Origin of the sequence: Streptomyces africanus (genome assembly GCF_002150735.1) — a bacterium.
Lineage (GTDB): Bacteria > Actinomycetota > Actinomycetes > Streptomycetales > Streptomycetaceae > Streptomyces > Streptomyces africanus.
This window is the reverse complement of sequence record NZ_MUKA01000122.1, coordinates 327-24,525: the sequence shown is the minus strand read 5'-3', so window position 1 is coordinate 24,525 and position 24,199 is coordinate 327. Positions and strand designations below refer to the sequence as shown.

At 73.2% G+C, this 24,199-nt stretch carries 17 protein-coding genes; 12 read left to right on the top strand and 5 right to left on the bottom strand.

Annotated features, from left to right (window positions below):
• From CCL05_RS17690 to CCL05_RS17650, 9 genes are all read left to right on the top strand, one after another.
• Positions 1-1,660: S8 family peptidase (locus tag CCL05_RS17690; RefSeq protein WP_086561471.1), on the top strand; the 1,660-nt coding region annotated here is incomplete at its 5' end.
• Positions 1,661-1,960: 300 nt separating this feature from the next.
• Positions 1,961-2,608, top strand: a complete 648-nt coding sequence (locus CCL05_RS17685) for a ScbR family autoregulator-binding transcription factor (protein ID WP_086561470.1) — start codon at positions 1,961-1,963, stop codon at positions 2,606-2,608.
• 84 nt (positions 2,609-2,692) lie between these two features.
• Positions 2,693-3,874 carry a damage-control phosphatase ARMT1 family protein gene (locus CCL05_RS17680; RefSeq protein ID WP_086561469.1) on the top strand — a complete coding sequence of 394 codons (1,182 nt, stop codon included), beginning with the start codon at positions 2,693-2,695 and terminating at the stop codon, positions 3,872-3,874.
• Between the two features lie 111 nt (positions 3,875-3,985).
• A complete protein-coding gene (gene cyc2, locus CCL05_RS17675) occupies positions 3,986-6,145 on the top strand; it encodes a germacradienol/geosmin synthase Cyc2 (RefSeq protein ID WP_086561468.1) in 2,160 nt (719 codons plus the stop codon).
• A gap of 149 nt (positions 6,146-6,294) precedes the next feature.
• Positions 6,295-8,139 carry an O-aminophenol oxidase PhsA gene (phsA, locus tag CCL05_RS17670; protein ID WP_086561473.1) on the top strand — a complete coding sequence of 615 codons (1,845 nt, stop codon included), beginning with the start codon at positions 6,295-6,297 and terminating at the stop codon, positions 8,137-8,139.
• Positions 8,140-8,301: 162 nt separating this feature from the next.
• A complete protein-coding gene (locus tag CCL05_RS17665; protein WP_086561467.1) occupies positions 8,302-8,871 on the top strand; it encodes a PDZ domain-containing protein in 570 nt (189 codons plus the stop codon).
• Positions 8,872-9,068: 197 nt separating this feature from the next.
• Positions 9,069-10,196, top strand: coding sequence for an aminopeptidase P family protein (locus tag CCL05_RS17660; protein ID WP_086561466.1), 1,128 nt, complete (start codon positions 9,069-9,071; stop codon positions 10,194-10,196).
• Between the two features lie 47 nt (positions 10,197-10,243).
• Positions 10,244-11,227: an aminoglycoside phosphotransferase family protein gene (locus tag CCL05_RS17655; protein WP_086561472.1), complete on the top strand. Its 984-nt coding sequence runs from the start codon at positions 10,244-10,246 to the stop codon at positions 11,225-11,227.
• A gap of 40 nt (positions 11,228-11,267) precedes the next feature.
• Positions 11,268-11,972, top strand: a complete 705-nt coding sequence (locus CCL05_RS17650) for a hypothetical protein (RefSeq protein ID WP_143589906.1) — start codon at positions 11,268-11,270, stop codon at positions 11,970-11,972.
• Between the two features lie 226 nt (positions 11,973-12,198).
• Here the strand turns inward: CCL05_RS17650 and treZ are convergent, their stop codons facing one another.
• Complete coding sequence (gene treZ, locus CCL05_RS17645; RefSeq protein ID WP_086561464.1) at positions 12,199-13,944, bottom strand: malto-oligosyltrehalose trehalohydrolase; 1,746 nt, start codon at positions 13,942-13,944, stop codon at positions 12,199-12,201.
• A gap of 173 nt (positions 13,945-14,117) precedes the next feature.
• On the opposite strand from treZ, the gene CCL05_RS17640 reads away from it, so the two are divergent.
• Together CCL05_RS17640 and CCL05_RS17635 are read left to right on the top strand one after the other, a co-directional pair.
• On the top strand, positions 14,118-14,669 hold the full coding sequence (locus CCL05_RS17640; RefSeq protein ID WP_086561463.1) for a DUF1707 and FHA domain-containing protein: 552 nt from the start codon (positions 14,118-14,120) through the stop codon (positions 14,667-14,669).
• 203 nt (positions 14,670-14,872) lie between these two features.
• Positions 14,873-16,225: a M14 family zinc carboxypeptidase gene (locus tag CCL05_RS17635; RefSeq protein WP_086561462.1), complete on the top strand. Its 1,353-nt coding sequence runs from the start codon at positions 14,873-14,875 to the stop codon at positions 16,223-16,225.
• A gap of 32 nt (positions 16,226-16,257) precedes the next feature.
• On the opposite strand, the gene CCL05_RS17630 is transcribed toward CCL05_RS17635, so the two are convergent.
• Both CCL05_RS17630 and lpdA read right to left on the bottom strand, forming a co-directional pair.
• The gene (locus CCL05_RS17630; RefSeq protein ID WP_086561461.1) at positions 16,258-17,508 is read right to left on the bottom strand and encodes a M14 family zinc carboxypeptidase; all 1,251 of its coding nucleotides are present in this window, start codon (positions 17,506-17,508) and stop codon (positions 16,258-16,260) included.
• Between the two features lie 218 nt (positions 17,509-17,726).
• Complete coding sequence (gene lpdA, locus CCL05_RS17625) at positions 17,727-19,148, bottom strand: dihydrolipoyl dehydrogenase (protein WP_086561460.1); 1,422 nt, start codon at positions 19,146-19,148, stop codon at positions 17,727-17,729.
• 90 nt (positions 19,149-19,238) lie between these two features.
• Between lpdA and CCL05_RS17620 the strand changes: the two genes are divergently transcribed.
• Complete coding sequence (locus CCL05_RS17620) at positions 19,239-20,189, top strand: LysR family transcriptional regulator (protein WP_086561459.1); 951 nt, start codon at positions 19,239-19,241, stop codon at positions 20,187-20,189.
• A gap of 16 nt (positions 20,190-20,205) precedes the next feature.
• Here CCL05_RS17620 and treY read toward each other — a convergent pair whose 3' ends face one another.
• Together treY and glgX are read right to left on the bottom strand one after the other, a co-directional pair.
• Positions 20,206-22,575, bottom strand: coding sequence for a malto-oligosyltrehalose synthase (gene treY, locus CCL05_RS17615; RefSeq protein WP_086561458.1), 2,370 nt, complete (start codon positions 22,573-22,575; stop codon positions 20,206-20,208).
• Between the two features lie 138 nt (positions 22,576-22,713).
• On the bottom strand, positions 22,714-24,199 hold a 1,486-nt coding region (gene glgX / locus CCL05_RS17610; RefSeq protein WP_244204310.1), incomplete at its 5' end, for a glycogen debranching protein GlgX.

The window sequence follows — 24,199 nt, the reverse complement described above, 5'->3', positions numbered from 1 at the left end:
GACCGAGGCCGCCCCCGGCACCCCGGCCGAGCGGCTCATCGTCGGCTACAAGTCCGGCGCGACCGAGGCGAAGTCCGACAAGGCCGCCGCCGCCGACGCCGCGGCCAAGGCCGAGAAGACCGGCGAGGACGTCGACTTCCAGCGCCGCCTCGGCACCGGCGCCGCCCTCGTCGACCTCGGCACCCACCCCGCCCGGGCGGACGTCGCCGACGTCGTCGCCCAGTACCAGGCCGACCCGCAGGTCGCCTACGTCGTGCCGGACCGCCTGAACAAGCCGACCGCCACCCCGAACGACACCGACTACGGCAAGCAGTGGGACCTGTTCGAGTCCACCGCCGGCATGAACGTCCCGGCCGCCTGGGACACCGCCACCGGCAGCGGCGTCACCGTCGCCGTCATCGACACCGGCTACGTCACCCACTCCGACCTGGCCGCGAACATCGTCGGCGGCTACGACTTCATCTCCGACACCGCCGTCTCCGTCGACGGCAACGGCCGTGACAGCAACCCGGCCGACCCGGGCGACTGGTACAACGCGGACGAGTGCGGCCAGGGCATCCCGGCCTCCGGCTCCTCCTGGCACGGCACCCACGTGGCCGGCACCATCGCCGCCGCCACCAACAACGGCAAGGGCATCGCCGGCATCGCCCACGGCGCGAAGATCTCGCCCGTCCGCGTGCTCGGCAAGTGCGGCGGCTACGACTCCGACATCATCGACGCCATCACCTGGGCGTCCGGCGGCACCGTCTCCGGCGTGCCCGCCAACACCAACGTCGCCAAGGTCATCAACATGAGCCTCGGCGGGGGCGGCGCCTGCTCCAGCGCCACCCAGAGCGCCATCAACGGCGCCGTGAACCGCGGCACCGCGGTCGTCGTCGCGGCCGGCAACGAGAACCAGAACGTCTCCAATGCCTCCCCGGCGAACTGCAACAACGTCATCGCGGTCGCCGCGACCAACCGCGCCGGCAGCAGGGCCTCGTACTCCAACTACGGCTCACTCGTGGACATCTCCGCCCCCGGCGGCGAGACCCGCACCTCCACCGCGGGCGGCATCCTCTCCACGCTGAACTCCGGCACCAAGACGCCGTCGAGCGAGAGCTACGCCTACTACCAGGGCACCAGCATGGCCACCCCGCACATCGCGGGCCTCGCCGCCCTGATGAAGTCGGCCAACTCCGCCCTCACTCCGGCCCAGATCGAGTCGGCCATCAAGGCCAACGCCCGTCCGCTGCCGGGCACCTGCTCCGGCGGCTGCGGCGCGGGCCTCGCGGACGCCGCGAAGACGGTCCAGGCCGTCAAGGGCGGTTCGTCCACCGGCACGACCTTCTCCAGCACCACCGCCGTCGCCATCCCGGACAACGGCGCGGCGATCGAGTCGCCGATCAGCGTCACCGGCCGCAGCGGCAACGCCCCCTCCGCCCTCCAGGTCGGCGTCGACATCACCCACACCTACCGCGGCGACCTCGTCATCGACCTGGTCGCGCCGGACGGTTCGGCGTACCGTCTGAAGTCCGCCGCCTCGGACTCCGCCGACGACGTGAAGACCACCTACACGGTGAACGCCTCCGGCGAGAGCGCGGGCGGCACCTGGAAGCTGCGGGTCCAGGACACCGCGGCGCAGGACACCGGCACGCTCAACGGCTGGAAGCTGACCTTCTGATCCTTCTGAATCTCCCGGTCCTCGGCCGACGAGGACGCTGAACGGGCAGCTCACGAGCGGGCGGGCCGGCCGGTGCGGATGGGGCACCGGCCGGCCCGTCTTTACGCGCGGCCGCACAACCCCCACAGTTAGATACCGAACGCGCTGTTTTCTTTCACCAGTTGCGATTGTTTTGCCGGATGTGCACCCGCACTCCGGCATACTGGTGTGGTGTACGCCGTCTGAGGGTGAGTTATCGTGTACGGGGGGTAAAAACAAACGGCATGACCCGTTCATTTCTGTCCCAGGAGAGTTCAGTCGATGGCGAGGCAGTTGCGAGCCGAGCAGACCCGCTCGACGATCATCACGGCCGCCGCTGACCTGTTCGACCGTCGCGGCTACGAATCGACCAGTCTCAGCGACATCGTGGAGCACGCTCAGGTCACCAAGGGCGCCCTGTATTTCCACTTCGCGGCGAAGGAGGATCTCGCGCACGCGATCCTCGAACTTCAGTCGCACACCGCCCGCCGGCTGGCGGCGGAGACCGACCATCGGGGCCATACGTCCCTGGAGGCGCTGATGCGCCTCACGTTCGGCATCACCCGCATGTCCGTCGAGGACCCGGTCCTCAGGGCCGGACTGCGGCTCGCCACCGGGGAGATCCGGCCCCGGCCGCCGCTGAGCCATCCGTTCACGGAGTGGCTGGACATCGTCACGGCCCGGCTCGTCGGCGCGGTCAAGGAGGCCGATGTCCACCCGGACATCGATGTCGACGTCGTGGCCCACTCGCTGGTCTGTTTCTTCGTCGGCACCCGGGTCGTGGGCCGCTCCCGCGAGCCGGTCGCGCGCCAGCCCCGCCGGACGGCCGAGATGTGGAACATACTCATCCGCGGCCTGGTCCCGGTCACCCGCCGCGCCCGCTACCTGAGCCTGGCGGCCCGCCTGGAACGCGAACTGGCACCGGTCTGACGGTCTCGGGCAGGACTGTCCGGCCCGGCCGAGGCGCCGGTCAGGTTGGCCAGGGCGGGGTGCCCGCGCGTTACGGTGAGCCGCATGCCCGAGATCCCCTCCGCACCCGTGCTCCTCGGCGACCAGCCGGGCTCCTTCCCCCACAGCGTGCTCGCCGAGCGGCACCCTGCCATCATCCGGCAGGTGCGCGAGGCCTTCCCCTACGAGCCCTGGCAGCACCGCGCGCTCGACGACCTGCTGGCCAACTGCACCAAGGGCGAGATCGAACCGCTGCCCGCCGACGCGCACGACCGCGACCTCTGGGAGAGCTGGGGACTGCGCGAGTACGCCGGCCGGTCCTGGTTCGACGTGCCGTGGCTCTGGTCCGAGAGCTGGTTCTACCGCCGGCTGCTCCAAGCCGTCGGCTACTTCGGCCCCGGCCCCTGGCAGGGCATCGACCCCTTCCGCCCCTTCAAACGGGCCGAACTCGACTCCCGCGAGACCGACGAGGAACTGGCCGCGCTCGACGACCTCGCCGGCCGGACCGCCGGCGAACAGGCGCAGGCCCTGCTGCACGGCTCCCTCTGGGGCAACCGCGCCGACCTCGGCTTCCGTCTCTCCGCCGAAGGCGCGCGGGCCGCCGACGCCGCCCCCGGACTGGTGGCCGACGACAGCGACCGTCTGTGGGCCCTGCTCGGCAGCGCCGGCACGGGCACCCTGTGCCTGGTCGCCGACAACGCGGGCCGCGAGCTCGTCCCCGACCTGCTCCTCATCGCCCACCTCCTGGCCCACGGGCGCATCGGACGGGCCGTCCTGCACGTCAAGCCCTACCCGTACTACGTCTCCGACGCGACCACCGCCGACGTCGTCGACGCCCTGCGCCGCCTCACAGGCGCCGGGGGAGCGGCCGCCGAGTACGGACAGCGCCTGTGGGCCGCCCTGGCCGACGGCCGCCTGACCCTGCGCGCCCACCCCTTCTCCTGCGCCCCGCTGCCGTACGAGGCGATGCCCGCCGGCCTGCGCGCCGACTTCGCCTCGGCCACGCTCACCGTCGTCAAGGGCGACCTCAACTACCGCCGTCTGGTGGGCGACCGGCTCTGGGCCCCGACCACGCCGTTCCCCGGCGTCACCGCGTACTTCCCCGGCCCCGTCGCCGCCCTGCGCACCCTCAAGTCCGACGTGATCACCGGCCTCGACGCCCGCACCGAGGCGGAACTCGTCGCGGCGGAGGACCAGCGCTGGCGCACCAGCGGCACGCACGCGCTGATCCAGGTCCGGACTCCCTAGGGGGCCCACATGCTCCGGCGAGAACTCCCGCATTCGGCCCCGATTCACGCGATGGTGTGATCATGTCCGGCCCCGCGGATGCCGCCGCGAGGCGCCGGGTAGGGCCCGGCCATGACGCAGCCGTTCGAACTCCCGCACTTCTACATGCCGCATCCCGCGCGGCTGAACCCCCATCTCGACGAGGCCCGGGCCCATTCGACCGAGTGGGCGCGCGAGATGGGCATGCTGGAGGGTTCCGGCGTCTGGGACCAGGCCGACCTCGACGCGCACGACTACGGCCTGCTCTGCGCCTACACCCACCCCGACTGCGACGGCCCCGCCCTCTCCCTCATCACCGACTGGTATGTGTGGGTCTTCTTCTTCGACGACCACTTCCTGGAGAAGTACAAGCGCAGCCAGGACCGCGTCGCCGGCAAGGCCCACCTGGACCGGCTGCCCCTCTTCATGCCGCTGGACCTCTCGACTCCCGTACCGGAGCCGGAGAACCCGGTCGAGGCGGGTCTCGCCGATCTGTGGGCGCGTACGGTGCCGACGATGTCGCAGGACTGGCGCCGCCGCTTCGCCGTGGCGACCGAGCACCTGCTGAACGAGTCCCTGTGGGAGCTGTCCAACATCAACGAGGGGCGGATCGCCAACCCCGTCGAGTACATCGAGATGCGCCGCAAGGTGGGCGGCGCCCCCTGGTCGGCGGGCCTCGTGGAGTACGCGACGGCCGAAGTGCCCGCGCCCGTGGCCGAGTCCAGGCCGCTCAGGGTGCTCATGGAGACGTTCTCCGACGCCGTGCACCTGCGCAACGACCTGTTCTCCTACCAGCGGGAGGTCGAGGACGAGGGCGAGAACAGCAACGGCGTGCTCGTCCTGGAGACCTTCTTCGGCTGCACCACCCAGGAGGCCGCCGACACCGTCAACGACGTCCTCACCTCCCGCCTCCACCAGTTCGAGCACACGGCGTTCACCGAAGTGCCCGCGGTGGCCCTGGAGAACGGCCTCACGCCCGGCGAGGTCGCGGCCGTGGCGGCGTACACCAAGGGACTCCAGGACTGGCAGTCCGGCGGCCACGAGTGGCATCTGCGCTCCAGCCGCTACATGAACGAGAACGCGGCGCGCGGCGGCGGCCCGTGGCCGGGATGCACCGGCATCGGCACCTCCGCCGCCGACGTCCGGGCCCTGCTCGCCGCGGCCGGCGCGGAGCGGCTGCGGTCCTACACGCACGTGCCGTACCAGAAGGTAGGGCCGTCGCGGATCCCCGACATCCGCATGCCGTTCCCGCTGGAGCTCAGCCCGCACCTGGACAACTCCCGCCGGAGTCTGCGCGACTGGGTGGAGCGCATGGGCATCCTCGCCGAGGGCGTCTGGGACGAGGACAAGCTCCGCGCCTACGACCTCGCGCTCTGCTCGGCGGGCCTCGACCCGGACGCCACGCCCGAGGCACTCGACCTCAGCGCGCAGTGGCTCGCCTGGGGCACCTACGGCGACGACTACTACCCGCTGGTCTACGGCCACCGCCGCGACCTGGCCGCCGCCCGGCTGACCACGGCCCGCCTGTCCGACTGCATGCCGATCGACGGCGCTGAGCCGCTGCTCCCGGTCAACGCCATGGAGCGCGGACTGCTCGACCTGTGGCTGCGCACCACCGCGGAGATGACGCCCGAGGCGCGGCGCACCCTGAAGGACGCGATCAACGTCATGACCGAGAGCTGGGTGTGGGAGCTGTCCAACCAGCTCCAGAACCGCGTCCCCGACCCGGTCGACTACCTGGAGATGCGCAGGGCGACCTTCGGCTCCGACCTCACGCTGAGCCTGTGCCGGATGGGGCACGGCCCGGCCGTCCCGCCCGAGGTCTACCGCAGCGGCCCGGTCCGCTCCCTGGAGAACGCCGCGATGGACTTCGCGTGCCTCCTCAACGACGTCTTCTCGTACCAGAAGGAGATCGAGTTCGAGGGCGAGATCCACAACGCGATCCTCGTCGTGCAGACCTTCTTCGGCTGCGACTACCCGACCGGGCTCGGCATCGTGCACGACCTGATGAGCCAGCGCATGCGCCAGTTCGAGCATGTCGTCGCGCACGAACTGCCCATCCTGTACGACGACTTCCAGCTCACGGAGGAAGCGCGCGCGGCCATGGCGACGTATGTGACGGACCTGCGGAACTGGATGGCGGGCATCCTCAACTGGCATCGCGAGGTGGACCGCTACAAGGACGAGTGGCTCTCCCGCCGCGCCCACGGCTTCCTCCCGGACCGGCCGCCGGCCGTGCCCGCCTTCCGCTGAGGCGGCGCTTTCCGGCCAGATCGACTCGGAACGGGACATGACGGAACCCCCGGTGGTGCGCCGGGGGTCTTCCTGAGTGAGAGGAACAGACAACGCACCGCACGGGGGGTTTCACCTTGACCGACATCATCGACAAGCCGGCCGACGCCATGGACACGCGGGACCAGGCACCCGCACCGGCCGAACTGACGCCGTACATCGCGCCGCTGCCCGTCCCGCCCGTCCTGCGTCCCGCCTCAGGCGACGTCCTGCGCGAGACCGAGATCGCTCTGCGCCCCGCCTGGGTGCGCCTGCACCCGCAGCTCCCGCCGACCCTGATGTGGGGCTACGACGGCCAGGTGCCGGGCCCGACCATCGAGGTCCGGCGCGGGCAGCGCGTGCGCATCGCATGGACCAACCGCATCCCGAAGGACAGCCAGTACCCGGTCACCTCCGTCGAGGTGAAGCTGCGCCGGGACGGCCGCCCGCAGGCGAGCACCGAGCCCGGGCGCGACGGAGTCGAACCGAACAAGGACGTCGCGGCCCTGCCCGCCTGGTCCGTGACCCACCTGCACGGCGCGCAGACCGGCGGCGGCAACGACGGCTGGGCCGACAACGCGGTCGCCTTCGGCGACGCCCAGCTCTCCGAGTACCCGAACGACCACCAGGCGGTGCAGTGGTGGTACCACGACCACGCCATGAACATCACCCGGTGGAACGTGATGGCGGGCCTGTACGGCACCTACCTCGTCCGTGACGACGAGGAGGACGCCCTGCATCTCCCGCGCGGGGAGCGGGAGATCCCGCTGCTGCTCGCCGACCGCAACCTCGACACCGACGAGGACGGCCGCCTCAACGGCCGGCTGCTGCACAAGACGGTGATCGTCCAGGACGCGAACCCGGAGACGGGCAAGCCGGTCTCCATCCCGTTCACCGGCCCGTACACCACGGTCAACGGCCGGATCTGGCCGTACGCCGACGTGGAGTCCGGCTGGTACCGGTTCCGGCTGGTCAACGCCTCCAACGCGCGCATCTACGACCTCGTCCTCGTCGACGAGGAGAACAACCCGGTCCCGGGCGTCCTCCACCAGATCGGCAGCGACGGCGGACTGCTGCCGCGACCCGTCCCGGTCGACTTCGACGAAAGCCTGCCGGCGCTGACCGCGGCCCCGGCCGAGCGCTTCGACCTGCTGGCCGACTTCCGCGGGCTCGCGGGCCGGACCCTGCGCCTGGTCAACAAGGGCCGCAACCAGCCGCCGGGCGTGCCGGACCCGGCGGGCGACGTGCCGTATCCGGACGTCATGGAGTTCCGGATCGGACAGACCTGCGAGCCGGACACCTTCGAGCTGCCCACGGTGCTCTCCGGCTCCTTCCGCCGCCTCACCCACGACATCGGACACGGCCACCGCCTGGTCGTCCTCACCCCGCCCGCCACGAAGGGCGCCGGCGGCCATCCCGAGATCTGGGAGATGGCGGAGGTCGAGAACCCGGGCGACATCCAGGTCCCCACCGACGGCGTCATCCAGATCACCGGCCCCGACGGCACGACCAGGACGTACCGGCGCACGGCACGGACGTTCAACGACGCCCTCGGACACACCATCGCCGAGGGCAGCCACGAGCAGTGGAGCTTCCTCAACCTCGCGCCCATCGTCCACCCCATGCACATCCATCTGGCCGACTTCCAGCTCCTGGGCCGTGACGCCTACGACGTGTCGGGCTTCGACCCGGCCGTGGGCGGGACTCGCGCGCCGATCCGGTACGACGCCGGCACCTCCCTCCCGCTCGCGCCCAACGAGCGCGGCTGGAAGGACGTCTTCCGGGTGCCCGGGAACCAGCTGCTGCGCGTCATGGGGAAGTTCGACGGCGCGCACGGCCGGTTCATGTACCACTGCCATCTGCTGGAGCACGAGGACATGGGCATGATGCGGCCCTTCGTCGTGATGCCCGCGCAGGTGCTGAAGTTCGACCACGGCGGTGCCCACGGCGGCCACGGGGAGGGCCACACGGGCTGACCGGCCTGACCGGTGCCGCGGCCACGGCTCGCACCGCATCCGGAACGCCGGGTGCGGTGCGAGCCGTGCCGTCGTTCCGGCATCCCCGGCGGCAGGGAGGCCGGATCATTCTCACTCGTTCGTGGCTCATCGCGCGCCGGAGTGCCGGGTAGAGCACCAGCCATGATCGTTCCGCATCAGACCGCGCTGCGACCCAAGCCGATGCCGGGTCAGGAACCCGCCGGTGCGGCGTCGGCGACGGGGTCCGGCCCGTCACGGCCCCGCCCGCACACCGCCCGCCGTCGTTGGCGGCGGCTGCTCAACGTGCTGTTCGCCGGGTTCGCCGGCGTGGTCCTGGTCCTGTCCGGGATCGGCCTCGGGGCGATGGGCGCCACCGTGATCGGCCAGGGCGCGGGCATCGATCCGCGAGGGCGGCACACACCGTCGCCGGCCGGCCCCTCGTCGTCCGCCGCCGTGTCCGAGCCCGCCGCCGTGACCCTCGGCGTGGAGGTCATGGACGCCGGGAAGCCGGGGGCCCTGGTCGTCGGGCTCCATGTCCCCGGGCCGGCTCAGGAGGCGGGCCTGGTCCGCGGTGACCTGCTCCTCGTCTTCGGCACGACCCGCATCGACACGGCCGCCGACCTGGCCCGGGCCGTCGCCCGCGCCCGTCCCGGCGCCGAGGTGAAACTGACCGTGCGGCACCGCAGCGGCGGCTACCGGCAGCTGACGGTCGTACCGGCTGTCGCCACCTGAGGCATCTCGTCGCTCGCGCCCCCACGACGACCGGACGATTAATGGATGGCCGGCATCCAGGCATTACATCTAATGCCTGGGCAATGCTCTGCCATTAGCGTCGATGCTCAGGCGAAGTGCGCAGACCGCTCGCGCCGCCCCCTCCGGCCGGGCAGGATGCTGCCCGTAGCCCCTTCGTCCGTCCCTGGGAGGCCCGGATGACCGGAAGCACGGCCGCGTCCTTCACCGCCGACGACTACCGGGCCCGTATGGAGCGCGCCGCGCGGACGGCCGCCGAGGCCGGTCTCGCGGGCCTGCTGGTGGCCCCGGGACCGGACCTGGTGTGGCTCACCGGCTACACGCCCCCCGCGGTCACCGAACGGCTCACCCTGCTGGTTCTCGCCGCCGGGCAGGACCCCGTCCTCGTCGTCCCCGCGCTGGAGGCCCCGGACGCGCAGCAGGCGGCCGGCGCGCCCGCCCTGGCCCTGCGCGACTGGACCGACGGCAAGGACCCCTACGCCGCCACCGCCGCCCTGCTCGACGCCTCCGGCCGGTTCGGCATCAGCGACAACGCCTGGGCCCTGCACCTGCTGGCCTTGCAGCAGGCCGTGCCCGGCAGCTCCTACACGTCGCTCACCGAGGCCCTGCCGATGCTCCGCGCCGTCAAGGACGCGGCGGAGCTGGAGCTCATGACGGCCGCGGGAGCCGCAGCCGACGCGACGTTCGAGGAGATCCGGAACGTCCCCTTCGCCGGCCGCCGGGAATCGGAGGTGGCCGCGGACCTCGACCGGCTGCTGCGCCGGCACGGGCACGAGCAGGTCGACTTCACCATCGTCGCCTCCGGACCGAACGGCGCCAACCCGCACCACGAGGCCGGCGGCCGCGTCATCGAACGCGGCGACATGGTCGTCCTCGACTTCGGCGGACTGAAGGACGGCTACGGCTCCGACACCTCCCGCACGGTCCACGTCGGCGCACCCACCGACGAGGAACGCCGCGTGCACGACATCGTGCGCGAGGCCCAGGAGGCGGGGTTCCAGGCCGTGCGGCCGGGCGCCGCCTGCCAGGACGTGGACCGGGCCGCCCGCGCGGTCATCGCCGCCGCCGGCTACGGCGAGTACTTCATCCACCGCACCGGACACGGCATCGGCGTCACCACCCACGAGCCGCCGTACATGATCGAGGGCGAGGAGCGGCCCCTCGTGCCCGGCATGTGCTTCTCCGTGGAGCCCGGCATCTATCTGCCCGGCCGGTTCGGCGTGCGCATCGAGGACATCGTGACGGTCACCGAGGACGGCGGGCGGCGTCTGAACACCACCTCCCGCGAGCTGGTCATAGTGGGGTGACGGCACCGATGTCCACCACACGCCTCCCGAACGGCAACGGCGCGACCATGACCCAGGCACCGACACCCACCGCGGACACCGTCCGCCGGCTGGTCCGTTCCCTGCTCAAGGACGGCGGCAAGGACGGCCAGGAAGGCAAGAGGGGCAGGAGCGGCAGGGAGCCCGAGCGGGGCAGGGGCCCCGACATCCGGCCCGCCGCCGAGGGCGCCGCCCCGGCCACCTGGTGGGTCGGCACCCGCCATGTGCTGCGCCTCGCCCCCGACCGCGACGCCACCGTGCGCCAGCGCCGCGAACTGCGCCTGCGCGACCTCGTCCGCCCGCACGTCCCGGTGGCGGTGCCGGTCAGCGTGGCGCACGGCGAGTGGGCGGCCGGACTGACCTACACGCTGGACACCAAGCTGCCGGGCGGCTCGGGCGAGGAGCACGACGTGTCCGCCGTCGGCGAGGCCGACCTCGCCGGGCTGCTCTCGGGGCTGCGCGAGGTGCCGGTCCGGCAGGCCGAGACCCTCGGCGTGCCGCGGGCCGCGCCGCGCTCCCTGGAGGCGCTGCGCCGGGCCGCCGTACGCGCAGCCGAACGCCTCGCCGACGCCGACGAGTTCGACGCCGCCCGCCTGAACCAGCTCACTGCGCCGGCCGCGGCCCAGCTCGCCGCGCAGTCCGGCTCGGCGGTCCTCACCCACCACGCGCTCACGGGCGGCCATCTCGTGGTCAGCGCCGACGGACGCGTGCGCGGTGTCCTCGGCTGGGCCGGCGCGGTCGTCGGCGACCCGGCCGAGGACATCGCGGGCCTCGCGCTCGCCGTCGGCTCACCCGCCGCCGTACGCGCCGCCACCCTCGCCGGCTACGGCGCCCGCCCCTGCCTGCGCGGCCTGTGGCTGGCCCGCTGCGACACGGTCGTCCACCTCGCCGAGGCCCTCACGGGCCGGGACACGGGCCGGCTCACCCCGCTGCGCACACAGCTGCGCCGGGCCTGGGAGCCGATCCTGCTGGAAAGGGTCACGGACCTCCGGGACACGGACGACGCCCTGTAGCGGCGCGGGCTGCCGTGTGCCGTACGGCTATCCTCCGCCCATGAAGCGCGCCGTCGCGGCCGTGTCCCTGCTGGCCGCCGCCCTCACGTGCCTGACCGGCTGCTCCGGCACCGCCGCCCGGCCCGAGCCCGGTGCCACGGCTTCCCCGGCGCGGCAGCCGACCCCGGCGGAACGCATCACCAGGCTCCTGGTCGCCCCGGCCGACCTCGGCACCGGCTACTCGGTGCGGGAGTTCGACCCGGCCGAGGGGAAGTCCGTCTTCGCCAGGTCCGCGCAGGAGATCACCGGCGACGCGTCCTGCACGCCGCTGGCGGCCATGACGCACCAGTTGCCCCTCGGCAGGCCGCAGGCCTTCCTCAGCCGCGTCGTCACGACCGAGGAGGCCCCCGGCACCCGGATCTACGTCACCCTCGCCACCTACGGCCAGGGCATGGCCGTGACGGCCATGGACACCCTCCTCGCCGACGCCGTGCAGGGCTGTTCCCTCGGCTTCACCGCCAAGGCGAACGGCACCAGCGAACTGTACGACCCGTTCGAGCCCGAGGACACCCCCGCGGTCGGCGACGAGGCCCTCGCCTACCGCGGGGTCGTCACGGTCGAGGGCGGCGCGTCGAGGCCGATCCGCACCACCGTCGTACGCCACGCGGACGTCATCGCCGTCTACACGGCGGTGGGCGGTGCCTTCATCGCGCGACCGGGTCTCCTGGCGCCCGTGATCGAGGCACAGGACGCGAAGCTCGGCTGACCCCTCCTGACGCTAGGGCCCGTCTGACAAATTCCCGCCTGCTCCGCGACGCCTGGCACGCACGCTCGCCGCGTTGCCGAACCGCCCACGTGGCTCCTCCCCCACGCTCGAACAACCTCGCGCGGGGGGACCCCCATCGAGGGCGCTCCGGAGCCTTGCGATCGCACGCACCAGACGCCGCGGAGCCCGCCCTTCGGGCGGACGACGGGAATTTGTCAGACAGGCCCTAGTCCTGGACGAGCATCACGGCCGATTCCGCGGGCAGCCGCACCACCCCGTCCGCCCCGGGGGTCTCCACCGGCTCCCACGCGGCCAGCACGCGCGCGTGCGGGACGCCGAGCGGCAGCGCGGCCGGTTCCGGCGCCAGGTTCACCGCCACGAGGACGTCCCCGCGCCGGAAGGCGATCCAGCGGCGCTCCTCGTCGTAGGCGACCTTGGTGTCGGCGAGGTCGGGATCGGTCAGGTCGGGCTGCTCGTGGCGCACGGCGAGGAGCTGCCGGTACCAGGACAGCACGCGCGCGTGGGGCTCGCGTTCCGGCTCGGACCAGTCGAGGCAGGAGCGGTTCCGGGTCGCCGGGTCCTGCGGGTCGGGCACGTCCTCCTCCTTCCAGCCGTGCGCGGCGAACTCCCGCCGCCTGCCCCGCCGTACGGCGTCCGCCAGCTGCGGGTCGGTGTGGTCGGTGAAGAACTGCCAGGGCGTGCCCGCCGCCCACTCCTCGCCCATGAAGAGCATCGGTGTGAACGGAGCCGTCAGGATCAGTGTGGCCGCACAGGCCAGCAGCCCGGGGGAGACCAGGGCCGAAAGGCGGTCACCCTGGGCGCGGTTGCCCACCTGGTCGTGGGTCTGGCTGTAGCCGAGCAGGCGGTGCCCGGCCACCCGCGTACGGTCCAGGCGCCGCCCGTGGTGCCGCTCCCGGAAGCTGGAGTACGTCCCGTCGTGGAAGTAGCCGCCGGTGAGGGTCTTGGCGAGCCCGGCGAGGGGAGCGCGCGCGAAGTCGGCGTAGTAGCCCTGCGACTCGCCGGTCAGCGTGGTGTGCAGGGTGTGGTGGAAGTCGTCGTTCCACTGCGCGTGCAGCCCGAGGCCGCCCTCGTCCCGTGAGGTGATGAGCCGCGGGTCGTTCAGGTCCGTCTCGGCGACCAGGAACAGCGGCCGGTCCACCTCGGCGGCCAGGGCGTCCACGGCCGTCGACAGTTCCTCCAGGAAGTGGAGCGCGCGCGTGTCCACCAGCGCGTGCACCGCGTCCAGGCGCAGTCCGTCGATCCGGTAGTCGCGCAGCCACGCCAGCGCGCTGCCGATCAGGAACGCGCGCACCTCGTCCGAGCCGGGCGCGTCCAGGTTGACCGCGGCGCCCCAGGGCGTGTGATGCCGGTCGGTGAGGTAGGGCCCGAAGACGGGCAGGTAGTTGCCGGACGGGCCGAAGTGGTTGTGCACCACGTCGAGCACCACGCCCAGGCCCAGTTCGTGGGCCCGGTCGACGAAGCGTTTCAGCGCCTCGGGCCCGCCGTACGGCTCGTGCACGGCCCACAGCGAGACGCCCTCGTACCCCCAGCCGTGCGTGCCCGGGAAGGGGCACAGCGGCATCAGCTGCACGTGCGTGACGCCCAGTTCGGCGAGATGGCCGAGCCGCTCGGCGGCCGCGTCCAGGGTGCCCTCGCGCGTGTACGTGCCCACGTGCAGCTCGTACAGCACCGCGCCGGCCAGCGGCCGGCCCCGCCACCGCGCGCGCCACTCGTAGCGCTCGTGGTCGACGACCGCGCTCAGCCCGTCCGGGCCGTCCGGCTGCCGGCGCGAGCACGGATCGGGCCGTACGGGACCGTCGTCCAGCGCGAAGCCGTACCGGGACCCGTCGCGCGCGTCCGCCTCGCCCCGCCACCATCCCGCCCGTTCCGGATCGCGTTCCAACGCGCGTGTGACGCCGTCGCACTGGAGCGTCACACGGCCTGCCTGCGGTGCCCACACCTCGAACTGCACGGACGGTTCCCCTTCGTCTGCTCACCGTGATGTAGCCCGTCCATGGTGCGTCAAACGCGATCAATCCGCTGGTGCATCCACCCATTTGCGGCGGGTCTCGGCAGGTACGCGCGCGTGGCGGGCGTTTTCCCGTTTCCTGGACAGCCCGGCCGCACTGCCCGACAATCACGAACGTGACGTCGTCCTTCGAGTTCAACACCTACCCCGCGCGGCTCTCCGACGTGGAGCGCGACAGGGCGCTGAAGGTGCTCCGTGACGGCGTCGCGATGGGCCGCCTGTCCCATGACACGTTCATCCACCGCATGGAACTGGCACTCGCCGCCCGCCGCCCGGACGAGCTCGCCGTGCTCACCGCCGACCTGCTCACGGAGAGCCGGTTCTCCCGCCTGGTGTTCGGCACCGTGGAGGCGGTCTCCGGATTCACCGTACGGCTGCGCGGGGCCTGGCGGGCCGAGAAACTGCCCAAGCTGCTGCTGCCCCACCCGGCGCACGGCCACCCGCTGCGCATAGGCCGCGATCCCGCCAGCGGACTGCGCCTCAACCACGAGACGGTCTCCCGCGTCCACGCCGAACTCCGCCACCAGGGCGGCATGTGGGTCCTGCGCGACCTCGGCTCCACCAACGGCACGACGGTGAACGGACGCCGCGTCGTCGGCGCGGCCGTCGTCCGCGAGGGCGACCAGGTCGGGTTCGGGCGGATGACGTTCCGGCTGTCGGCCGGCTGACCGATCACCGCCGACGCGGTCGGCTGACCGGAAACCGAGCCGCGCCTTAGCTCTGGCCTTGGATTTACCGGCTGTCGCTCCTTGGGGAGTGGCTCAAAACCCATTGCGTTCCACGGTGTTGACGTACCCCTGAAGTCGTGACTGACTGTGTTTACGCCATGTACAGCTGGTGAAGCGACGGCACCGCATCGGGGAGGTGTGCCCTGCCGCCCCTCCTGCGCTACCCGACCGTCGACGAACTGGGCGCCCGGGCCGCCGCACTCGTCGCCCGCCACCCGCGAGACGCCCGGCTGCGCAGGATCGGCACCTCCCGGGCGGGCACGCCCCTGTGGCTGCTCTCCGTCGGCCACGGCAGCCGTCAGGCCCTCGTCGTCGCCGGACCCCACGCCAACGAACCCGTGGGCGGCGCCACCGTGCTGCGCCTGGCCGAGCGGGCGCTGGCCGATCCGCGGCTCACCGAGGGCGCCGACGCCACCTGGAACCTGCTGCTGTCCCTCGACCCGGACGGGCTGCGCCGCAACGAGGGCTGGCTGACCGGCCCGTACACACTCGGCCAGTACTTCCGGAACTTCTTCCGGCCCGGCTTCCTGGAGCAGCCCGAGTGGCTGCCCGACGGCGCGGCCGGCGCCGCCCTGCCGGAGACCCGCGCGCTGCTCGACGTCCAGGACGAGCTGCGGCCGTTCCTCCAGTGCTCCCTGCACGGCGTCGACGTCGGCGGCGGGTTCGTCGAGCTCACCGACGACCTGCCCGGCCTCGGCCGGCGCCTCGCCCACATCGCCGCCCGGCTCGGCGTCCCCCGCGAACTCGGCGCCTACGACGCCCTGTACTGGCCCGGCCTCGGACCCGCCGTCTACCGCATCCCGCCGCCGCGCCCGGCCGGCCTCGCCGCGGCCATCACGGAGGCCGCCGTCGAGTCGACGTGGTTCCACCCGCACCGGCACGGCACCGTCACCGCGGTCGTCGAGGCACCCATGTGGGGCGTGGCGGCCGTGACGGACGGCTCCCCGCCCGCCGACCGGGACGCGGTGCTGCGGGCCGTGAGCCGCACCCTGCGCCACGACACGGGGCTCCTGCGGCACCTCCTGGCCCGCGTCCGGCCGCACCTCGCCGCCGTGCCCGACGCGGCGCGCCTGCTCGCCCCGGTCGACGACTATTTACTGGTCTGCCCCGGACTCGCCGACGCCTGGGACCCCGACACCGGCGACGGCGCGGCCCACCCCCTGCCGCCGCTGAGCACCGCCCACCTCGCCGCCCTGCGCATCTCCGGGCGCCGGCTGGCCCTGCGCACCGCCGGGCTCCTGCACCAGCTCGTGCGGGCCGCCGGGCACGACCCGGCGGGGGCGCTTGCGGAGCTGGACCGGCTGATCGACGAGTGGTGCGCCGACTACCGCGAGAACTGCGGGGCGCGCTGGATCCCCGTGGCGCGGCAGGCGGAGTACCAGGCGCGCGTCGTGCTCGCCGCCTTCGAACTGGCCGCGCGGCACACGCGCGCGTGCTCCCGCCCGGACGAGCCAGGGTGGGAGCCGGGGGCGGCGGTGCCGATCCAGCGGGAGTGACGCCGCCATGACGGCGCGGGCGGGGCCGGTGGCTACGACGTCCCCGCGCGCGCGTGCAGCGCCGCGGCGACCACCGTGCGGGACTGGTGCTCGACCTGGTGCTCCAACGGCACCCAGCGGGCCCGGAAGCGTTCCGCGAACGCGTCGCTCCAGGTCTCCACGAGTTCCTCCAATTGCCCGGCCGCCCGGTCGTCGGTCCCGCGCAGCACCCGCCGCAGCATCGCCGCCGCCCGCAAAGGCACCCGGCGGGCGAACGCGTCCACGCTGCCGACGTACGCCCGGGTGCGGTCGGCGGGCGGGGTGTGCACCAGGTCGTCGGCCAGCCCCGGCACCAGTTCCAGCCCCCACCGCGCGGCCCGCAGCAACGGCCCGTCCAGGTCCGCGAGCCGGGGCAGCGCGCCGTCGAGGACCCGCGTCACCTCCAGCGCGTCCCGTCGCAGCCGTCCCGCGAGCCGCCCGATCGCCGCCGCCGGGGCCGGATGCGGAGCCGGGTCGTCCACCAGGTCGCTCGCCCACATCGGCACCTCGACCACCGCGGTCAGACCGCCGTAGCGGTGGGCGTGGTACCAGGTGCTGCGCCGCGCGTCGTCCGGCAGGCTCGGGTACGCGGGCCCGGCCTCCGGCGGGGGCATGACGTGCACGCCCGGCCCGGAGGCGGGCCAGCCCGCGGCGTCCGAGGCGCCGGTCTCCACCGGGATGTGCAGCTCCGCCGCGGACTTGGCGAACGGCTCGGCCAGCCCGGGCACGTCCTTCGTCAACTGCACCCAGCTGCCGCCCAGGTCCGTGCCGTGCAGCGTCACCTGGAGGTACGGGCGCAGCTCGTCTATGACGCCGGTCAGGGCCCGGGTCTCGGGCGGCAGCCGGTCGGGCGGCAGCACGGACGGCGCCCACTCCGGCTGCTCCGGGCCCGCGGGGCGGAAGAAGCCGAGGTGGTAGTCGAACAGGCTGCGCGGCGCCGGCGTCACGTGCAGGCTCGCCCCGTCGGGGTCCGCGCACAGCAGGAAGTGCCAGGAGATGCCGTCGCGCAACTCCCGCAGTTCCAGCACACGTCGGGCGAGTGCCAGCAGGGTGCAGGAGCCGGTCGGCTCGTTGGCGTGGGCGCCGGCGACCACCAGCACGGCACGGGGGGCGCGGCCCACCGACAGCAGGTGCAGAGGTCTGCCCGCACGCGAGGCACCCACCTGCCGCAGGGTGCACAGCCCGGGCCGACGAGAGGTCAACGCCCGGGCGGCTGAGACCTGTTCGGCCACCGTCGGGTAGCGCAGCTCCGGCAGGACACTCACCCCCGTCACATCCGCCCGAGTTCGCCATCGCAGTACCCCACGGCCATGGTGCGGTGTCAAGGGCCCGACGGGGGAGGCTCCAGGGGGCGCCCGGAAGCATGGCCGGCCGGGTGCACGGCGGGCGCACCGGGCGGTGTGCGGTGGTGCACCGGACGGTGTGCGGTGGTGCACCGGACCGTGTGCGTCACCGTGGCCCGTGTGGCGTCACCGGCGCGGTGTCACTGCTGGTGCAGCCCGCGTCCGGCCAGGGTCAGGAACACCTCGCCGACCGCCTCCGACAGGGTCGGGTGCGGGTGGACGTGCCGGGCCACGTCGGACGGCTCCGCGTCCCAGCCGACGATCAGCTGGCTCTCGGCGATCATCTCCGACACGTGCGGTCCCACCAGGTGCACGCCCAGCACGCGTCCGCCGCCGGCCTCGGCGACGACCTTCACCATGCCGCCCTGCCCGTGCACCATGCCCTTCGCGACGGCGGTCAGCGGCATGCTGTCGACCTCCACCTCATGACCGCGCGCGCGTGCCTCGGCCTCGCTCAGACCGACGGCCGCGGTCTGCGGCGACGAGTACGTGACCCGGGGCACCGCCGCGTAGTCCACGGGCGCGGACGGCACGCCCGCCAGGGTTTCGGCCACCAGCAGCCCTTCCGCGAACGACGCGTGGGCCAGTCCGAGCGACGGCGGCGGCAGCAGGTCGCCCACGACGTGGACGCCGGGCACGGCCGTCTCCAGCCGGTCCCAGTCGGCCGGTACGACGAAACCGCGCTCGTCCGTGGTGAGGCCCGCGGCGGCCACGTCCAGGCCGTCGGTGACCGGGGCCCGCCCGACCGCCACGAGCAGCCGCTCCGCCTCGACCGTGAGGGTCTCGCCCCGGGCGGTACGCACGCGTGCGCGGATGCCGTCGTCGAGGACCTCGGCGTCCAGGAGCCGGGCGCCGGCCCGCACGTCGATGCCGCGCTTCTTCAGACCGCGGGTGAGATGCCGGCTCACGTCGGCGTCCTCCAGCGGCACGATCCGGTCGGCGGCCTCCACGAGGGTGACGTCGGCGCCCAGGGAGCGGTGGAACGAGGCGTACTCGACGCCGATCGCACCGCCTCCGAGCACCAGCACGGACGCCGGGAGCCCGGGCGCGAAGAGCGCGTCGTCGCTCGTCACCACGCGCCGCCCGTCCGGTGCGAGCCCCGGGAGCGTGCGCGGCCGTGAGCCGGTCGCGAGCACGAGCCCACGGCGCGCGGAGAGGTCATCCACGCCGGGTTCGCCGTCCACGCCCGCCACCCGAACGGAGCGTGGCCCCGTCAGCCGCGCGCTGCCCCTCACCACCCGCACCCCCGCGTGCGCGAGATGCGCCTCCACGCCCCGGTGGTTGCGGGACACGATGTCGTCGCGCGTGGCGACCAGAGCCGGCCAGTCCACGGCGTCCAGCGTCGCCTTCACGCCCCAGCGCTCGCGTGCCTCGGCGATGCCGTCGACGAGCTCGGCCGCGTGCAGCATCGCCTTGCTCGGGATGCAGCCGCGGTGCAGACACGTCCCGCCGACCTTGTCCCGTTCGACGAGCACCACGTCCAGACCGAGGGCCGCGGCGCGCAGGGCGGTGCTGTAACCGCCCGTGCCGCCGCCGATGACGATGACGTCCGGTGAGTTCATGCCCTCAGCGTCCGCCCGGCCCTTGCCATAAGTCCAAGGCAATGTTCTTGTGGAATCGATGCAGGGCGTTTATGGGAGAGGCGGCCGATCATGAGCCTGCGGCAGATGGAGTACTTCCTGACCGTCGTCGAGGAGGCGTCCTTCACCCGCGCGGCCGAGCTCCTGCACGTCTCGCAGCCGGCGCTCTCCCACCAGATCAAGGCCCTGGAACGGTCGGTCGGCGGCGCGCTGCTGGAGCGCATGCCGCGCGGCGTGCGCCTGACGCCGATGGGACGCGCCTTCCGGCCGCACGCCGAACTCGCCGTGCGCAGCGCCGCGCAGGCCCGCCGCGCGGCCCGCGCCGCCGCCGGTGCCGAGGGCGGCGAACTGCACGTCGCCGCCGTCCACTCCGTCGCGGTCGGTGTCCTCCCGGACGTCTTCGCCCGCTGGCGCGCCGCCCATCCGCGCGTGCTGCTGCGTCTCCACGAGTACGCGACGTCCGAGGCCCTGGAGGAACAGGTCGAGCGCGGCACCGCCGACCTGGCCGTCGGCCCGGCACCCGCCGACTGGCCGGGCACCGTCGTGCCGGCCGGCGAGGAGGACATCGTCCTCGTGGTGCCCTTCAACGACCGTTACGCCGGCCGTACGACGGTGACGCTGGCGGAGCTCGCCGACCGCCCCTGGGTGCGCTGCGCCATGGAACCCGTCGTCCACGGCGAACGCTTCCTCGACTGGGCGTGCGGACGGGCCGGCTTCAGCCCGCGCACCGCCGTGTTCACCGAGCACACCTCGACGGCGGTACGGATGGCCGCCGCCGGTGTCGGCGTCTGCGCCGCACCCGCCCACCTCGTCCGCGACGCGGTCGGCGAGGACTGTGTCGTCCTCACCCCCGACCCGCCCTGGAAGCGCACGCTGACGGTCTTCTCCCGCCTCCCCCCGACCGGAGCGGCCGAGGCCTTCGTGACCCTGCTGCGCTCGGCCTGGCCCCACCCACGCGCGGCCCCCGCGGCACCGCTGCGCGCGTACGAGGACTGCTCTGAGGACGGCACGGCGGTGGCCTGACGACCAGCCGCCCGACTCACTCTCCGACCCGCTCCAGCAACGCCACCGGCAGCCGCTCGAACAGTTCCTCCACGCGCGCGTGGCCGGTGAACTCCCGTGCCGGTTCCAGTGCGTCCGCCCAGCGCCCCGGCGGCAGCGGCAGGCGGGTGTCCTGCCAGCCGCCCGCCTCCGCGAGCCGGAGCGACAGGCGGGTCACGGCCGTCACCACCTCTCCGGAGCGGGCGAAGGCCAGGCAGTGGGCCGCGGCCGGGCCCTGTGCCGGCAGCGGCTGGTACGTCGCCGTGTCGCCGAAGGCGTCGGGGCGTCGTGCCCGCAGCCCCAGGGCCGCCCGCGTCACCGCGATCTTCTCCCCGGACGTCCCGTCGGACTCCTCGGGCGGGAAGCTCACCGCCCGCCGGTTGTCGGGGTCGACCAGCGCCCGGGACTCGGCCTCCGTGCCCTGGTAGACGTCCGGCACCCCCGGCATCGTCAGCTGGACCAAGGCCGTGCCCAGCACGTTCGCCCGGATGTGCGGCCCGACAGAGTCCCGGAACGCGGCGATCCGCTCACCCGGCGCCCCGCACGGCCCGGCCGCAACGAACCCCGCCACCGCCTCCTCGTACGGCGGCTCCTGCTCGGTCCAACTGGTGAAGAGGCCCGCCTCGCGCACGTGCTTGAGCAGCGCCCCCTGCACCCGCTCCCGCGCCCCGGACGCCGGGCCGAGCCCGAACACGGTCTGCCAGGCCGCCCACGCCAGTTGCGCGTCCGGCACGCCCTCCCCGGTGCGGGTCACCTCCGTGAGGACGTCCGCCCAGCGGTCCGGGCACTCGGTGAGCACGTGCAGCGCCGCCCGGACATCGGCACTGCGCTTCGTGTCGTGCGTCGAGGCGACCGTCCCGGTCGCCGGCCAGTCGCGCTGCACGCGCGCGCAGTACGCGTGGAACTCCTCCGGCGACAGCGCCGGACCGCCCGGATTCCCGCCCACCTCGGTCGCCGACAGCAGCGGCACGTACCGGTAGAACGCCGTGTCCTCCACGGACTTCGCCCGCAGGGCCGACGAGGTCTGCGCGAACCGCGTCCGGAACTCCACCTGCGCGGGCCCGTCGCCGTACCGCCCCAGCACGAGGTCCCGTACGACGTCCACCGCACCGGCCTCCTCGGGCACGGCGAAGGCGAGCCGGGCCTCGGCGGCGGCCTCCTCGGTGACCACGGCCGCCGCGTCGACGGACTCGTACGGCCGGTAGACCTCCATCCGCACGAGCAGCTCCTGGAGCGCGGTGCGCAGCGCCCAGGGCGCGCGGTCGCGCAGCGCCGGCTCCGGCGAGGTCGCGCACAGCCGGGCCGCCACCCGCACCAGCCGGTCGGTCTCGGTCGCCAGCTCGTGCGTGAGGACCTTGTACGCCGCCCGCCGCACCGTCGCCTCCCACTGCCCGCCCCGGTCCGTCTGCGGGGCCGCGAACCGCCGGTACTGCCCCAGCAGCTCCCCGAACCCGGCAGGGTCCGTGAAGACCCCGTCCACGTGCCGCAGGGCGTCGTAGCCGGTGGTGCCCACGACGGGCCAGGAGGCCGGCAGCCGCTCACCGTCGGCCAGGATCTTCTCCACGACCGTCCAGCGGCCCCCGGTCGCCTCGTGCAGCCGCCGCAGGTAGCCGTCGGGGTCGGCGAGCCCGTCGGGGTGGTCGACGCGCAGCCCGTCGATCACGCCCTCGTGGAGCAGCTGGAGGATCTTGTCGTGCGTGGCCTCGAACACCTCGGGGTCCTCCACCCGCACCCCGATCAGCTCCGAGATGCTGAAGAACCGCCGGTAGTTGAGCTCGGTGCGGGCCAGCCGCCACCACACGGGGCGGTACCACTGCGCGTCCAGCAGGTGCGGCAGCGGCAGGTCCTCGGTGCCCTCGCGCAGCGGGAACACGTGGTCGTAGTAGCGCAGGACGTCACCGTCGACGCGCAGCTCCCCGAGCACCTCGCCGAGCGGCCCGCCGAGCACCGGCAGCAGGACCTGGCCGTTCTGGGCCTCCCAGTCGATGTCGAACCAGCGCGCGTACGGCGACTTCGGGCCCTCGCGGAGCACCTCCCACAGGGCGCGGTTGTGGCGCGGGGACATGGCCATGTGGTTCGGGACGATGTCCACCACCAGGCCGAGCCCGTGCTCGCGCGCCGTGCGCGCCAGCGCCCGCAGTCCCTCCTCGCCGCCCAGTTCCTCGCGCACGCGCGCGTGGTCGACGACGTCGTAGCCGTGCCCCGAGCCCGGCACGGCCTCCAGGACGGGGGACAGATGCAGATGCGAGACGCCGAGCGAGGCCACATACGGCACGACGGCCGCCGCGGCCCCGAACGGGAACTCGGGCTGCAACTGCAGCCGGTACGTGGCCGTGGGCACCGCCGGGTCAGGTCGCTCAGGTGTCATGCAGAGCTACGTACCCGCCCTGCCGCCGTTCGTGTCATCGCCCGCGCCAGGTGCGCCGCGCGTCGCCCGGACGAGTGCCTCTGTCCGGGCGACGCGCCGGGGCGGACCGAGGCCGCCACCGCGACGCGCCGGTCGCGGCTACACAGGCCGCTGGAGCACCGTCATGCTCCGGTCGGCCAGCGTCAGCCGGTCCCCGGCCTGCACCTTCGGGCCCGTGCCGGGCGGCACACCGTCCGCGCGGGCCGTGTCGACGACCACCTGCCACTGCCGCCCGTGGTTGACCGGAACCAGGAACTCCAGCGGCTTGGGGGAGGCGTTGAACATCAGCAGGAACGAGTCGTCGGTGATGCGCTCCCCGCGCGGGCCGGGCTCCGAGATCGCGTTGCCGTTGAGGAACACCGTCAGTGCCGAGGCCCGTGCCGAGTCCCAGTCCCGCTGGGTCATCTCCCGGCCCTCGGGGGTGAACCAGGCGATGTCGGACAGGTCGTCGTGGGTGCCCTCCACGGGCCGGCCGTGGAAGAAGCGCCGGCGGCGGAAGACCGGGTGGTCCCGGCGCAGCCACACCATCGCGCGCGTGAAGGCCAGCAGCTCCCGGCGCAGGCCCCCCTCGGTGTCCTCGCCGTCCTCGCCGTCCGCCGGCCACTCGACCCAGGCCAGTTCGTTGTCCTGGCAGTAGGCGTTGTTGTTGCCGCGCTGGGTGCGGGCGAACTCGTCGCCGTGGCTGATCATGGGCACACCCTGGGACAGCATCAGCGTCGCGATGAAGTTCCGCATCTGCCGGGCCCGCAGCCGCAGCACGTCCGGGTCGCCGGTCTCGCCCTCGGTCCCGCAGTTCCAGGACCGGTTGTGGCTCTCGCCGTCGCGGTTGTCCTCGCCGTTGGCCTGGTTGTGCTTGTCGTTGTACGACACGAGATCGTGCAGGGTGAAGCCGTCGTGGCAGGTCACGAAGTTGATGGAGGCCAGCGGGCGCCGCCCGTCGTCCTGGTACAGGTCGGACGAACCGGTCAGCCGCGAGGCGAACTCCGCGAGGGTGCGCTGCTCACCCCGCCACAGGTCCCGCACGGTGTCCCGGTACTTGCCGTTCCACTCGGTCCACAGCGGCGGGAAGTTCCCCACCTGGTAGCCGCCCTCGCCCACGTCCCACGGCTCGGCGATCAGCTTGACCTGCGAGACCACCGGGTCCTGCTGCACCAGGTCGAAGAACGACGACAGCCGGTCCACCTCGTGGAACTGCCGGGCGAGCGTCGCCGCCAGGTCGAAGCGGAAGCCGTCGACGTGCATCTCCGTGACCCAGTACCGCAGCGAGTCCATGATCAGCTGGAGTACGTGCGGGGACCGCATGAGCAGGGAGTTCCCGGTCCCTGTCGTGTCCATGTAGTAGCGGGGGTCGTCCGTCAGCCGGTAGTAGCGCGAGTTGTCCAGGCCCTTGAAGGACAGGGTCGGGCCCAGGTGGTTGCCCTCGGCGGTGTGGTTGTAGACCACGTCGAGGATCACCTCGATCCCGGCCTCGTGCAGTGCCTTCACCGCCGACTTGAACTCCAGCACCTGCTGGCCCCGGTCGCCCCAGGAGGCGTAGGCGTTGTGCGGGGCGAAGAAACCGATCGTGTTGTAGCCCCAGTAGTTG